12 protein-coding genes and 3 pseudogenes are annotated in these 14642 nt (G+C 53.6%); 7 read left to right on the top strand and 8 right to left on the bottom strand.

Annotated features, from left to right (window positions below):
- Positions 1-2: 2 nt before the first annotated feature.
- Positions 3-800, top strand: coding sequence for a pyrroline-5-carboxylate reductase (gene proC, locus ACZ1HM_RS21865; RefSeq protein WP_472744827.1), 798 nt, complete (start codon positions 3-5; stop codon positions 798-800).
- 777 nt (positions 801-1577) lie between these two features.
- Here the strand turns inward: proC and ACZ1HM_RS21860 are convergent.
- A pseudogene (locus ACZ1HM_RS21860) lies at positions 1578-2230 on the bottom strand (TRAP transporter large permease subunit); the annotation flags it as partial.
- A 327-nt stretch (positions 2231-2557) separates the two neighbouring features.
- Between ACZ1HM_RS21860 and ACZ1HM_RS21855 the strand changes: the two are divergent.
- The 5 genes and pseudogenes from ACZ1HM_RS21855 to ACZ1HM_RS21835 all read left to right on the top strand — a co-directional run bounded on the left by ACZ1HM_RS21855 (position 2558) and on the right by ACZ1HM_RS21835 (position 7205).
- Positions 2558-3460, top strand: a complete 903-nt coding sequence (locus tag ACZ1HM_RS21855) for a phytanoyl-CoA dioxygenase family protein (protein ID WP_472744826.1) — start codon at positions 2558-2560, stop codon at positions 3458-3460.
- A 50-nt stretch (positions 3461-3510) separates the two neighbouring features.
- A complete protein-coding gene (locus ACZ1HM_RS21850) occupies positions 3511-4530 on the top strand; it encodes a TRAP transporter substrate-binding protein (RefSeq protein ID WP_472744825.1) in 1020 nt (339 codons plus the stop codon).
- Between the two features lie 76 nt (positions 4531-4606).
- Positions 4607-5110 carry a TRAP transporter small permease gene (locus ACZ1HM_RS21845; RefSeq protein ID WP_472744824.1) on the top strand — a complete coding sequence of 168 codons (504 nt, stop codon included), beginning with the start codon at positions 4607-4609 and terminating at the stop codon, positions 5108-5110.
- Positions 5107-6401, top strand: a pseudogene (locus ACZ1HM_RS21840) (TRAP transporter large permease). The gene ACZ1HM_RS21845 and the pseudogene ACZ1HM_RS21840 overlap by 4 nt, the downstream one beginning before the upstream one ends.
- Before the next feature lie 27 nt (positions 6402-6428).
- Positions 6429-7205 carry an IclR family transcriptional regulator gene (locus ACZ1HM_RS21835; RefSeq protein WP_472744823.1) on the top strand — a complete coding sequence of 259 codons (777 nt, stop codon included), beginning with the start codon at positions 6429-6431 and terminating at the stop codon, positions 7203-7205.
- Between the two features lie 570 nt (positions 7206-7775).
- On the opposite strand, the gene ACZ1HM_RS21830 is transcribed toward ACZ1HM_RS21835, so the two are convergent.
- The 3 genes from ACZ1HM_RS21830 to ACZ1HM_RS21820 are packed head-to-tail and all read right to left on the bottom strand — an operon-like array spanning position 7776 to position 10538.
- Positions 7776-8987, bottom strand: a complete 1212-nt coding sequence (locus ACZ1HM_RS21830) for an ABC transporter substrate-binding protein (RefSeq protein ID WP_472744822.1) — start codon at positions 8985-8987, stop codon at positions 7776-7778.
- A 26-nt stretch (positions 8988-9013) separates the two neighbouring features.
- Entirely contained in the window at positions 9014-10180 is a 1167-nt protein-coding gene (locus ACZ1HM_RS21825; RefSeq protein WP_472744859.1) for a sulfatase family protein, read from the bottom strand.
- Entirely contained in the window at positions 10065-10538 is a 474-nt protein-coding gene (locus ACZ1HM_RS21820) for a sulfatase-like hydrolase/transferase (RefSeq protein WP_472744821.1), read from the bottom strand. The genes ACZ1HM_RS21825 and ACZ1HM_RS21820 overlap by 116 nt, the downstream gene beginning before the upstream one ends.
- A gap of 99 nt (positions 10539-10637) precedes the next feature.
- Between ACZ1HM_RS21820 and ACZ1HM_RS21815 the strand changes: the two genes are divergently transcribed.
- Positions 10638-11522, top strand: coding sequence for a LysR family transcriptional regulator (locus ACZ1HM_RS21815; RefSeq protein WP_472744820.1), 885 nt, complete (start codon positions 10638-10640; stop codon positions 11520-11522).
- 105 nt (positions 11523-11627) lie between these two features.
- Here the strand turns inward: ACZ1HM_RS21815 and ACZ1HM_RS21810 are convergent, their stop codons facing one another.
- From ACZ1HM_RS21810 to ACZ1HM_RS21795, 4 genes and pseudogenes are all read right to left on the bottom strand, one after another.
- Entirely contained in the window at positions 11628-12167 is a 540-nt protein-coding gene (locus ACZ1HM_RS21810; protein WP_472744819.1) for a TetR/AcrR family transcriptional regulator, read from the bottom strand.
- Positions 12168-12203: 36 nt separating this feature from the next.
- Positions 12204-13268, bottom strand: coding sequence for a flavin monoamine oxidase family protein (locus ACZ1HM_RS21805; RefSeq protein ID WP_472744818.1), 1065 nt, complete (start codon positions 13266-13268; stop codon positions 12204-12206).
- Positions 13269-13952, bottom strand: coding sequence for an SDR family NAD(P)-dependent oxidoreductase (locus ACZ1HM_RS21800; protein ID WP_472744817.1), 684 nt, complete (start codon positions 13950-13952; stop codon positions 13269-13271).
- 3 nt (positions 13953-13955) lie between these two features.
- A pseudogene (locus tag ACZ1HM_RS21795) lies at positions 13956-14623 on the bottom strand (cupin domain-containing protein).
- Positions 14624-14642 lie beyond the last annotated feature (19 nt).

Below are 14642 nucleotides of genomic sequence, written 5' to 3'. Positions count from 1 at the left end.
CAATGGAAGAGCTCAACGCCAGCGGCCTTGTAATGGTTGGTTGCGGGTTTATGGGGAAAGCACTGTTGGAAGGCTGGTTGGCCGGCGGCCTTCAACCAGGCGCAATCACAGTGCACGATCCATCGCCGTCCGACTGGCTAAAGGCTCAGACCGGAATCGGTCTCAATACCCCCTTGCCGGACACCCCTGCTGCGATCCTCATCGCGACAAAGCCGCAAATTCTGGATCAGATTTTACCGTGTTTCGTGAAATACGGGAACCGGGAAACAGCGGTGATCTCCATCGCGGCGGGCGCGCCGGTTCGTCTGTTCGAACGGCACCTAGGCGCCGAAACGCCTGTCATCCGGGCCATGCCCAACCTTCCCGCCTCAGTCAGGCAGGGGGCAACGGCGCTTTACGGCAATGCTGCCGCCGCCCCCCATATCGCGCTGGCAGACACCCTCTTCCGCGCAGTCGGCACCTGCGTCACGGTGCCAGAAGAAGGCATGATGCACTTGGTCACCGGCCTTTCCGGTTCTGGCCCCGCTTATGTCTTTGCGATGGTCGAGGCGATGACAATCGCCGCTCGCGATCTGGGACTGCCAATTGACCTAGCCGAGGCGCTTGCCCTCCAAACCGTTGCAGGCGCGGGCGCAATGCTGGTAGAGCCTCATGCAGAAGCGGCGGCCCTGCGCGAAGCCGTTACCTCAAAAGGCGGTACGACCGCTGCAGGGCTGGCGGCGCTGACAAATCCGCTTGGTCTGCTAATGCGCTCGACTATTGATGCTGCGCGCAAACGTAGTTTGGAACTCTCGGAATGAACACTTAGCACTCTTTACATCTCTGCCGTCGCGGCCCTTCTGTCTCTTAGTCTGACCGAGGAAACTGATCTTTTAAGGTCGCTTGATGCGTCTAGCAGCCTGAGTGCCGATGGGTGCGCCACTATCTCCAAACACGCCGCGCAATTCGTACGCGATGTTCGCGGCACCAGCAAAGTTGAAGTCATGAAGCGTTTCCTTGCCGAATTTGGTTTGTAAACAAACGAAGGCATGGCACTCATGTGTCTGGCCGAAGTGATGCTGCGGATAACATATTAAGAGACGATAGATGCGCTGATCCGCGACAAGATCACGCAAAATAACTGGGCCCGTCGATACCCATGAGTCGCTTAAGGCAATAACCTGCAGTTCTTTCTAGGCAGCTTTGAGGGTGTGGAAAACAACCTTGAATTGGCACCTTCGAAGTTCAGCGATGGTGTTTCCTGTCATGCCCAAAATGCAGGCCACCTATGCAGGAATAGATGGTACTCATGCCCAATCAAACACCATAGACGCGGCTCATGATATCAGTACCTGTTAAGGATCAGGGCAATAAACTCACTTGTTAAAAACGCTCTGGGCATTGCTGGCGTCGTTGCGACGACTGCGCTTTTTATTGCTCTGCATTCTTGGCTTTACGTACTCTGCTTCGGCATCTTAAGAAACTGGATCAAACGTATCATTGCGAGCAACACCCGGGTGGGCCAAGCGCCCACATAAAATGAAAAAGGGCGCTCGATCATCGGGCGCCTTTCGTTTTGACAAGGTTGTGCTTGCCCACTAGCCAAGCAACAGCTCCGGTAACCAGAGCGCCAGCGGTGGTACAAAAGTGGTCAACATGAGCGTTGGGAGCCAGGCGCAAGCGATGAAGATCAGCGTCGGCTTCAGCATGCTGGAGACTGGCGTATCGCAGATTTGAGCCCCAAGATACAACAGTGGCGTTGTGGGCAGGGTGATATTCGCCATTCCAAGGTTAACGCCGATGATTGCCGGAAAATGGATAGGATCCACCCCAACACTTTGGGCAATCGGCAACAGGATTGGCGTCGCCAGCAAAAGCCCGGAAATGTCATCCATAAGCATCCCGATCAGGATTATCACCACGTTGATCATCAATAGGATCACGATCGGGTTGTCCGACACCGAATAGACCATATCTTGGCCATCTGCGGTGCACCCTGGGCAATTAAATTGTCGGACACAATCAGAACCATGAAAATCATCAACTTGACAACACCAATTGTCACACCAGAGGTTTGAATGGTTTGTGCCAAGGTTCTCCAGGTTAGACCTTTATAGAAGTAGATCGCGACCGGGATCGCATAGCACACAGCAATGCCCGCCGCCTCGGTTGGGGTCATGACGCCGCCATAGATGCCACCCAGAATGATTACTGGCATCATCAGGGGCGGGCCCGCAAGGCGCCCCTGCCCCAGAACGCCTTTAAATTGCGACCGCGGTGATATCGATAGTACCCTAGATGGGCTGGGAGTCAGAATTCTTGAGATCACAAGTTAAGCGCGCACGTCAGCTTAGGATCGCCCAAAACTCCGCTTCCGAGAGAGTGTAAAGGCAGACCAATTCAACAGACAAAGGCCGTAGATAAGCTACGGTCATCAAGAAAAACAAAGTGACGTCAACGCGAAGGAAATACGATATAAGCGAACTTCCTAGAGCGCGGCTGCGATCTATGGCCTTGACACACATATTATTCGCTATAAGCATAGCTTCTATCTTATATGCAAATCTGGGAGGAGAAATTGACTGTTCACTATCGTGGCTTCGAAGTGCCCCTTGACGCTGTTGGTGCTCTTGAGGAATTGAGCGGAGACCAAATCAATGCGAAGACGATGCAAGAGAGCATCGTGCGCAACGGCTATGTCTTTCTCAGAGGCGCGATTAACCGCGAGAAAGTCTTTTCCGCGCGCGGGGTCGTGATGCAGAAGCTCTATGAGGTTGGCGAGATTGAAACGCCGATTTTCGACGGCGTGCCAACGGGCGAAAGCCGCCGCGATAGCGTTGGCGATGTCGGTCAATGGTGGAAAGGCGTTAGCGAGATTCAGGCTGTGCGAGATGTTACACACGGGCCTGAGCTGCAGACCATTATGAGCGACATTCACGGTGAACCTGCCATCGGTACGGACTACGTAATCTTGCGTATCGCAAGCGGTGGGCAAGGTACACGGTTCCATTACGACCACCCCTTCTTCAACCGCTTTAAAGGGGTCCGTTTGCTGACAGCTTGGATTCCATTCGGTGACCTTGGGTTTGGGAAGGGCACATTAAGCGTGGTCGAAGGCAGCATGCATTTTGATGACCTAACCTCTCAAATTCGCGACGTCGATGTCTACTCAGAACCAGATCGGTCAGTGGAAATGGACCTTGACCCGCTGAAGCTTGGACAGGAGCGTAATACAAGGATCCTGACAGCAGATTTTCGTGCCGGGGACGTCATTATTTTCGAGCAGTTGTTGCTGCACGGCAGTATGGACAGCGACACATCAACAAACCGATCCCGCATGTCCTGTGACGTCCGGTATCAACCCGCATCCAAGGAACTCGATGACCGCTATTTTGGGAAAAATCCCAAAGGCATCAGCGGTGGCGGCTACGGCGAGTTGAATGGTGCGAAGCCGCTCAATGCGAAGTGGCACACGCGGTAAAATCCAAACCCCTCAAAGGGGAAATCACAACCATTGGGAGGATTGATGTGATGAAGTTTGCGAAAAATACGACAGCGGCGATTGCCGCATTCGGCGTTCTTGCAGGAGCGGCGGCAGCGGAAACGGTGATCCGGGTTGAGAGTTTCCTGTCGCCCAAACATCCGCAAAATGCTGTTGTTTTGCCGACTTGGGCCGAAACGGTGGAAGAACTGTCGGAAGGGCGGATCAAGGTTAACATTTCCTATCCGCCCAACGTGCATCCAAAGACATTCTTTGATCGCGCGAAATCCGGCATCTCGGATGTGTCGTGGAGCTTCCATGGTTACACGCCTGGCAAATTTGTTCTGACCCGTCTGGTCGAACTGCCCGGTGCGGAGGCGAGCGCTTATGAAGCCTCTGTCGCGTATCAAAAAATCCACGAGGAATACCTGCATGCAGCAGGCGAACATGATGGTGTGAAGCTTTTGTCCGTGTTCAGCCATGGACCGGGCGTATTGCACACACGTGAACCCATCACCTCGGCGGCTCAATTGGATGGGTTGAAGGTGCGTGTGGGCGGCGGCGTAAGCGGTGCGGTGGCAGAGGATCTGGGCATTGTTGCGGTGGCGGCACCTGCCACAAAGGTTTACGAATTTGCGGCACAAGGCGTGGTCGACGGGGTCATGATGCCCATGGAAGTCAAGAAGAGCCTGAAGCTTTCCGAGGTGGTGCCCCACTCCTTATCCCTTCCGGGCGGCTTTTACTTCGGCAGCTTTTTCATGGTGATGAACCAGGCCAAGTATGACGGGCTGTCGGACGCCGACAAAGCGGCCATCGATCAAGCTTCTGGCATGGCATTGGCCAAACTCGCCGGCGAAGCCTGGGCTGCGGGCGACGAAGATGGTTACACCCACGCCGAAACCGAGGGCAACACGCTCACCGTTGCTGACACCGAACTGAACGCGGCCATTCAGGCCAAGATCGGCGATGTTGAAGCAGAATGGCTGACAGCGGCCAATGCGGCAGGCATTGATGCGGCGGCTGTACTGGCGGCGTACCGCGCCGAGGTTACGGCCCTGCTCTCAAACTGATCGGTTTCTTTCAGACACGTGGGCGGCGGAACACCCAGAGTCTCCGCCGCCCAATCCCCAGGAAAGCCCGAAAACGATGATGACAAACCTCGTGCAGATGCTCGACCGGACCGTCATGCTGGCCTGTGGCCTACTCTGCGCTGCCCTGGTCGCGCTGACATTTGCCGATGTATTGGGCCGGAATGTCTTCAACGCCCCCATCAGAGGAGCCTTTGAAATCACCCAGATGATCATGGCGGTCCTGATATTCACCGCCCTGCCCGCCGTTTGCTTACGCGCTGAAAATGTCGCCATCGATATTCTGGACCGCGCTGTGCCTGAGACACTGCGTGACAGGCTGATCCAACTTGCCGCCCTGTTGACCTCAGCTTGCATGGCCATTCTGGCCTGGAGGTTGTTTGTGATGGCAGCTCGGTTTGCCGAAGACGGAGAGATTACCGGCTACCTGCAAATCCCGACGGCCCCCGTAATCTATTACATGGCAATAGCCAGCGCACTTGCCTGTTTTATGACACTTGTCACCATGCTGTCTCCTCAGAGCGTAGTAGAGGTCGCGGCAGACAAAGGGCTTGATCCGTGACCCTTGAAACGATCTTCGCCTTTGCAGCGCTGTTCGGTCTGATCTCGATCCGAGTACCGATCGCCATCGCAACGTCAATTGTTGGAATCTTGGGCTTTGCCTGGATCATCAACTGGCCTGCTGCCTTGGCCTTGATCGAACAAACTGTCTACGGCACTGCATTCACATACGAATTTTCGGTCATTCCACTTTTTGTATTGATGGGAAACCTCGTAAATTCAGCAGGGCTGTCCAAAAAACTCTATGACGCGGCCTACGCGTTCTTGGGCCATCGTCGCGGCGGGTTGGCCATGTCGACGATTGTTGCCTGTGGCGGGTTTTCAGCCATCTGCGGCAGTTCCCTCGCAACAGCGGCCACTATGTCAAAGGTGGCAATGCCTTCAATGCGAGCCTACAAATACCACGACGGTCTAGCCTCAGCCTCAATCGCTGCTGGCGGCACGCTGGGCATCCTGATCCCCCCTCTGTCATTCTGGTCCTCTACGGCGTGATGACAGAGACCAGCATTGGCAAGCTCTTTGCTGCTGGTTTGATCCCTGGCATCATTGGTATTCTTTTCTACCTCGCAGCAGTTCGCTTTGTCGTGCATCGCACTCCGGCAGCGGGACCGCCTGGCGAGCGCACAGAGTGGTCCGACCGTTGGACAGCATTGGGACAGGTGCGTGGAGTCTTATTCCTCTTTGTGTTGGTCATCGGCGGGATATATGTCGGGATTTTCACCCCAACCGAAGCTGCGGGTATCGGGGCCGCGGGTGCGTTTCTGTTTACAGTACTCCGGCGCGGCTTTGATACATCACTCATCCTGCAGGTACTGTTTGACAGCGCTCGAACAACTGCAATGCTTTTTGCGATTGTAATTGGGGCACTTTTGTTTGCAAATCTTGTCAACTTGTTAGGTGTTCCAGCTGCACTTATTGGAATTGTGGTGGAGTTCTCAATCTCTCCGGCGTTGGTAATTGTCGCAATCCTAGTGATCTACATCTTGCTCGGTTGTGTGCTAGAGAGCCTTTCGATGTTGCTCCTCACTGTACCGGTGTTTTTTCCGCTGGTTGCAGACCTTGGTTTTGATCTGATTTGGTTTGGCATAATTGTCGTTGTAGCGACGGAGATCAGTCTTATTACGCCGCCAATCGGGCTCAACGTGTTTGTCATCCGTTCCGCAGTGAGAGATGTGGACCTCTGGACGATCTTCCGAGGCGTTGCCCCGTTCTGGTGCGTAGACATGCTCCGGCTCGCCTTGCTTGCAGTCGTTCCAGGGATCACGCTACTACTACCGCAATTGCTCTTCTGAGCCCCTCACCACTGCCGAGAACATAAGATGCCTGAGACAACGCCAAAATCGAGAGGTATACAATCGGTTGAAGTCGGCTTCGGCGTAATTGCGGTCATTCTCGAAGCGCGAGAACCTTTGACGCTCACAGTCATTGCTGAAAGGTCTGGGATGGCCGCCAGCCGTGCGCATTCCTACCTGACCAGTTTCAAACGCGTCGGTCTCATAAAGCAGGATCCTCGGTCAGGCCGCTATTTGTTGGGGCATTTGGCCCTGGATATGGGACTCTCCGCGATCGCATCACTTGATGGCGGCGCACAGGCGCGCGACTTAGTCGATCAGATGCGAGACAGCGGTGGTCTGAAAGGGCAGTTGTTTGTGACTGTTTGGTCAGAAAGCGGTCCGGTCATCGTATCGCGCAGCGAAGCCGATCTGGACCTACCTTTCGAAATTCGGCTTGGCTACCATCCGTCTGTTGTTCAGACGGCAACGGGTCGTGCTTTCCTGGCTTTCCTTCCGCGCGCGCAAACCTGTGATTTGCTCGCGCAAGAGCTTGCGAAACTTGAGAACGGTTCAGTCTACGAGAAGGATATAGAGCAGACATACGCCGCGTGTGAAGATGTGCGTCAGCGCGGCTTTGAAATCATTAACTCCGTGACTATTGCCGGCCTTGTTGGCATTGCAGTACCCGTTTTTGACCATGCTGACCGACTGCAATCTGTTATAACCCTTGTGAATTCCTCTGTATCATTTGGCGCTACTGGCGCTCGCCAAGCCGCGCAAAAGATGAAGCAGATAATTGATGAGGCTGGTGTTGGAGCATAGATGACGAATGCTCTCTAACGTGAGGTTGCGCGTTGTCATCACGCCCAGCCCTCCACTTCCCACTGAATGCGCCTTTGGTTGCAAGCATGTTGTTGGGCACTGACAGCGTTGACAACGCTCGACCCCAACATGGCTGAATTGTCTCAGCGAATGATCGAACGCCAACTTGACGAATACAGCGCCTACACCTTGACGAAATAATTGACCTGTCCTGCGTTAGTGCCGCCCCAAGTGCTCGCTCAGGCCTCACCTCTGAAAGCCCTCAACCTCATTCGCATTGAACATGCCAACAATGAACCGACAAGTGTCCCGCGGGTCCGTCTAGGTTACATCCTAAACATAGCGGAGAACCACTTCAGTTGGACAGGCATCAGTACAATACAGGCCCAACGTTTGACAGTAGCGGTAGGCGAATTGCCATCAGGTCTATTGCAGGCGTAGAAACCGCTGCTCGTCAGCTCAGACATCAAGTCGTGCATCCCAAAAATGAATTTGCACCTGAGCCCAGGGAGTTGGAGCTCAGGTGCAATGCCCGCGGAAGAGGTTTGCAAGACGGGCATTTCGGCTGAATTATTTGACCAGTCCTTGTTCCTTAGCTGCTACCATATAAGCTGCCTCGATACTGGCGAGTGTTTCTGTAGCGGAAGTCTGACCATTGAGGAAAGCGGGGAGGCTATTTCCAAGCACCGAATGCATGATCCCCATTGCCTGGCTTGCAGGATAGGGTACAGCCCCGCCCTCAAGAGTCTCCACAACGCCTTGAGCTGCCAAGCCTGGCTCGTAACCATCCACAAGCCAAACTGCGAGATCATTGTTGGCTCTTACCATTTCGGTATCCGTGCCTTCCATAGCGACCTGGAAAGCAGCTTCAGCCGCTTCATCGCTGGTATTTTTCGAGATGGCCCAACCACCCCACCAGATCGTTGACGCGGGGCGCCCGCCCTCTAGGCTTGCTGGTGCACCAGACATAGACACAAGGCCTACGACTTCGCTTTCTTCTGTGTCATCCATCGCAGCGGCCCGTGTTCCCCAGAGAACAGCCATCGCAATCTTACCTTGTTGGAACTGTTGTTGAACGTATGTGGATTCTGACACGAGGTACTCTGGATCCATATAAGCTGTGAGCTTGATCATCATTTCCAACGCCGAAATGCCATTCGCGTTGTCCAGGGTGGGCATGTTATCTTCGTCAACGAAAGTCCCGCCAAAGCCCAGGTACATATTGACGAATTCCTGTGCCAGATTCCAACCGGACTTGTATGTTCCTCCGAGTGGATACTCCACGAGACCTGCCGTTTTGATCTTTTCAGCAGCAGCCAGCACTTCGTCATAGGTCTTCGGAGCGTCCAGGCCAAGGTCCTCAAAAATGTCTTTGCGATACATCATGTGCTGATTATTCACACGTGTCGCAATTGCCATTATTTTTCCGTCGTACTCAACAAATTGGTTGGAAGCCAGTGAAGTCCCATATTTTTCGACCAGGTTGTTCAACGGCCTAAGAGTGCCATCGTTTAACAGTGGAACGATGGCACCATTTGTGACCATAACTATTTGATAGAGTGCTGGGTCAGATCTGAGTGCCTCCCCTATCTTCTCTTGATACTCGGCACTTAACTCGGCGTTGAAATTGCCGCACTCTGCCATGGCTTCGGTTTCGGCCTTCACGGCCGCAAACGAATTCCCCAAGAACGAAACTGGTGTTGTATTTTGAAAGCTACAACCAGCAGAGGCCGCACCGGCGCTCAAGATCATAGCCGCGGCTATACCGAGGGCTCTTTTCATTTAATTCTCCCTTATAACTGTTGTGTTCAAGCTCCATATGAGCGGTTAAGTCTGCTGGCGCGCTTCGGCGGCAGATTCTCGTCTAGTGTTTGCAGCAGCTTTTCTCGAACGAGACTGTAAGTGTTTTCATCCCAAAGATTTTTCATCTGGAAAGGATCGCCAGCATAGCTGTAGAGTTCACCGGTCCCAGCAGGGTATTTGTCGGTCTCGTCGTAGCGCGTACAAATAAAGTCCCGCGTAACGATGGATGTCATTGCGATGGTTTGGTTGTCGTGCTCCTGCTCCCACTCGCAGATAATGAATTCTCGATCTTCACCTGGTTCGACGGGCAGTGCTTTCCCTTGCATCCAAGGAGCAACATCAATGCCTGCTGCACGGCAGAAAGTTGGCGCTAGATCAACAAGACTGACCGGTTTGCCATATAGGTGTGCGTCAAAGTCAAAATCTGCTGATGGTCGCCAAATCAGTGGTACACGCATCAATGCGTCCACATGAAACGGTCCCTTGAATAGTAGACCAAAGTCGCCCTGAAGAGACCCGTGGTCGCTGGTAAATATGATATGCGTGTCTTCGAGCCATCCACGGTCAGCTAATTTGTTAAGCACGTTGCCAATGGACTCGTCGACAATTTCGTTCATGACATGAACCATTGCATTGATCTCACGCACCTGGTCGTTGGTCATGTATTTTGGCACGAAGGTGTTCGGCATCTCGCTGTTGGGATAGCGTGTGCCTTCATAATAATCCGACCAGTGTTCTGGCTTGGTAGCCAGTACTTTGCGAATGGCCTCGGGAGACCCAGGGTGACCGTCTGGCAGATCAAGGTTCTGCCAGGATACCCGTGCTTTTTCTGAGCTTGGAGGTTGGAAGGGGTGATGAGGGTCGCCAAAGCTCAACCAAAGGAACCAGTCTTCATCATCTTGCCTGTCATCCAGCCACTCGTTCGAACGGTCGGCAAGCCAATAAGAATGGTAGAACTCTTTGGAAATTTGATTGTCATGCACCTGAATGGCACCCGTATCACCTCCACCTTGGGTGTTCAGCTTGCCATCGTCTGCTTGCTGGCTGAGGTAGTATTCAAACTGTCCCGGGCAGTTTTGTTCCATCCAGACCTGATAATGATTGCGAGCAACACCTTTGCCGTGTGACGAAATCAGGACGTGCTCGAGATCCACGGTAGGGACCGGTATCATTTCGTCCACCAGAGCCGACCTCCCAGAATTTTTCAGGCTCACCCATCACGGGCTGCAGGTGGCTCTTGCCTATCAAAGCGGTCCGAAAACCATTTGACGAGAGGTGTTCTGCAAAGGAAGGTGCGTGTTCGGGCAGAGGGACACCGTTTGTATAAACGCCATGTGTCGAGGGGTATTGTCCCGTTACCATTGTTGCTCGCGATGGCATACAGGTGACGTTATTCACGTATGCGCGCTCATAAAGAATGCCGTGCTTAGCAAGTCTGTCCAAATTCGGCGTTCTCGCCACCTTACCTCCCATGCAACCCAGTGCATCGAAACGCTGTTCATCTACGGTGATGAATAAAACCCGCGGCATGAGGACTCCGTATTTTTGCTAGGTCGAAGTTAGCGCATCATTTAATGCTTGAATAATATTGTGTTGTGGGAGTTCATTCGAAAATGATATGATACCTACATGTTGAACCCTCGACATCTTGATGCCTTCGCCGCGGTGGTCCGAACCGGTTCTACCATTGCTGCTGCAGAGCAGCTTAACACCTCACAACCCAGCATAAGTCGAATGCTATCGGCATTATCTGCTGACACCGGGATTACGCTTTTTGAAAAAAGTTCGCAACGGCTTCGCATCACGCAGGAAGGCCAATTGTTCTATGAAGAGGTCATTCGTTTCTATGATGGGTTAGATCATTTGCAGGGCCGTGTTGCAGAGATCAGGACCCTGTCCAGAAGCAAGTTGCGGGTCGCGACGATATTGGCCGCGTCAATTGATATTTTACCAAATGCGCTGCAAGTGATTGAAGCACTGCACCCTAGTTTGAAGTCAATCTGCAGCGTTAGGTCGCATAACCGAGTCGTGGAAATGGTTGCTGCAGGCCACGCAGATATCGGCGTGTGCAATAATATTCAGTTGCCCGACGGTGCTCAACAAGTGCGTGCTTGGGTGCCTCGTTGTGTAGTTGCTGTGCATCCTGACAACCCGCTAGCAGATGACCCGATTGTGACTTTGCGTAGGCTAAAGGAAGCAAACCTTGTCTCTTTGGGAGAGTTCTTCAACAGCACTTATGCCGCTGAGCCTGAGGTTGCAGAACAGCTGAATTCGGCGACACAAGTTGTCAACTTATCACTCCCAGCAGTCTGGCGCATCAGGCACAACAAAGGTGCCGCCGTGATCGATCCCATAACAGCAAGTTTTGCTGAACAGATGGGGTTGGTTATCAGAGAATTTGATGAGGAAGTGAAGTATCCGATTTCGCTTATCCGGACCACGACGGTCCCAAACTCCATTGCGGTTCAACAGCTGCTTGACGAAGTAGCAAAGGAAATTGGAAAACTTGTTTGACTTGCAGTGTGCGATTGAGGGTTAAACAGGGAAACTGAGTTGGGGAGATCCAGCGGAGGCCCCGCCAAGAAAAAGCAATTGGGTACTTATGCCCCGCCAATATTCTTACCGACACCTATACTCAAGGTTTGCAACCGCGAAATCGAACTTTTTGGTGTCAAAGGCACTGCGCGCCGCAAGGTGCGCGCCCTCAAGCAACGCCAGAGCTGCGCTTGCTTCTTGCCTTGGCTCAACGACATTTGAGATGGAATTGTCAGCCATCCCAAATTGGAAAGCAGATGAGAGCCACTCAATTGTTTTCTCTCTGAAAGCGATGATCCTTGCAGTCACACTGTCTGGAAGGCTTTCGCGACTTGTTGAGAGGGCAACACACAAGCATATTGTTTCACCTCCACACAGCGCTTGCCGATAATGATCGATCAATGCCTTCAAACGCCCTGACGCTGTCGAATGAGCGTCATTTATTGCATCACAGGCACTCTGCATGTTCTGGGCGTATCGCTCCATCAACGCGTCAGACAAATTCGCCTTTGCCGGGAAATGGTAGTGAATAGACGCTTTGCGAGATCCCAACCTCATCGGCCAAATCGGCGTAACTGAACCCGTCCCAACCGCGCGCGCGCGCAGCGTGCTCAGCGCAGTCAAGAATTTTCTGTTTTGTGTTCGTCGGCATTGTTCTTCTCACGCGGGAATGTGGTCCAGTCTCATTAGAGCAGTTTCAGCCGCTTCCAAAGCGCCTTCCAGATAACCGCCAAACTGACGTGCGATTTCTGTTCCACCAAAGACAAGGCACCCATCCCAAAGACCGGCCAGAATATTCGGTAGGCCATAACTGGGATGCGCATGAACCGGATTCAGGTCGCCCTCGGTCGCAGTAAACGGATCAGCAGCCCAGTCCTTGACGTAAATCGCTGCTGGACGGGCTGCTTCTTCGCCGAACAAGCGCACCAGCTGTTGCTCTATGGCTGCATTCAGCCGCTCCGTATCTTTGCGGTGCAGTGCTGGAACACCGATAAAGCCGAACAGTGCAAACGACCCTTCCTCCGCGGGCGTTGCATCGTGGATTTCAGCCAGAGGGCCAAATCGACTCATCGCATCGCCAGACAGTCCCGCATCTCGCCAGAACGGACGCTGGTATACGGCCACAGCCTTCGCTTGCCCTGCCATCCATGTTGGAATGCCCGCCATTTCAGCAATTGCCTTCGCTGGCAGTGCAGGAGAATACGCCAGGGTGCTTGCCACACGGGGCGGCAGCGCCAAAACTGCTTGGCGGGCGGTGATTGACAGGCCACGGGATGTCTCAACCGTTATTCCACCTTCTGAACGGTTCATGTGCGTAACAGCCGTGTTCAAAACGATCCGCTCGGACGGGATGTCGCTGGCCACGATCTTGATCAACCCGCCGAGGCCGCCCCTAAGGCGATATGAACCTTGCATAGATGCAAAGCCCCTGCCCCTTTGGGTCTGGCCACGTTCGTCCTCAAACAAGAGATCACCCGCGAAATGCTGATCAAAACGCGAAAGGCCGAGTTCGCCGATCAGCGCTGCGATGCGCGGTTGACCGGGCCAGAACCAGGCTGGGCCCATGTCAAATACGGAACCCTCGTGTGTTGCGTCCAGAATGCGACCCCCCAGACGGTCACGCGCTTCAACCACCAAAAAGTCGCGCCCCTGTTTTGTCAGCATCTGCGCGAGCCTTAGGCCTGCAAGCCCACCGCCAATGATGAGAATATCGGTCTTAGTCATCTAAAAGCTTTCTGAGCAAGGACGCAGGTCCATTTCATGCGTCCACGTGGATCGCGGCTGTTGTGTGATCCGCCAATAGATCTCAGCAATATCCTGGGGTTTCATCATCTTGCTTGAGTCCAAACTGTGCATCGCACGCGAATTCGCCGTGTCGATGATCCCATCCAGCAGAACATGAGTGATATGCACCCCGGCACTCTGGTATTCACGGGCCAGCGATTGGGTCAGACCACGCAAAGCGAATTTTGCCGATGCAAATGCAGAAAACTTGCCGCCGCCACGGATCGAAGCCGTCGCCCCTGATACAATCACCGTACCCCCGCCGCCGCGGACCATCGGCTGCAAAACGGATTGGCCCAGAATGGCCATGGTTTGCACCATCGACCGCCAGCACCTTTGATAATCCGCCAACGTAGTTTCGACAAACGGCCCAATCACCAATTCGGCAGTGTTGTGCACAACAACTTTAGGCGGTCCATAGGTCGATACGAGATCCGCGTAAATCGCAGACGCGGCAATTTCATCTGTTAGATCAACTGTATGAAAGTCACCGACGGTCTTGTGCGGCGTGCTGCGTCCCAAGCCTACGACATGCATGCCTTCGGCCTCGAAGCGATCCAGCAGGGACTGACCCAAGCCAGCCCCTGCCCCAACGACGATTGCAAGTTCCTTCGTGTCAGACATCGTTCAGGCCGCCGGTGGCTGAGCAAAAGGCAGATGGCCCGACTTCATCCAAACTTTGGCACCGTCATCACCTGCCGTTGCCGCCAGAGCAGCGCCTTCAGGCAAACGAAGCCACGCGCTACGGGAAAGCGCCTCTCCGTCAACTGTCACAGTTCCGCTGATAATCAGCAGCTCCATCCCGCCGGACGCATCTGACGCCAGCGTCGCACCTGCATCCAACTGAAAATAGCTCACGGTCTCACGGTCGTCATGGTGTAGCGTTGCCATAGCAACGCCATCAACCGGCTTACTCAACTCGTCATCCATAGATTTGCGGAACTGGTTCCGATCATCCATGTCAAACTGCCACAGTTTCACGAAGATCGTGCAACCTCCGTCTGATCCCGGAGTGTGTGAAGTGGTCGGTGGATTGCGCACGTAGGTGCCCACTGGGAAGTCACCATGCTCGTCCTGAAAAACGCCATCAAGCACGATGAACTCTTCGCCACCCGTGTGCGTATGGGCGGAGAACTTGCTCCCTGGGCATAGCGTACAATTGTTGTGGCGCGCGCGACTTCCCCACCAATGCGATCAAGCATGCGCCGATCAACACCTTTCATCGGCGACGGTTGCCATTCCAGCTCTTCTGAATGAACGGTGACACGTTCTGAAAAGTCCGAGTTGATTTCCATTTTGGTTTCCTTTCTGTCG

This window comes from Sulfitobacter sp. GN1-4, from assembly GCF_055693825.1.
The sequence above is the reverse complement of the archived record's forward strand: the minus strand, read 5'-3'. Positions and strand labels throughout refer to the sequence as shown.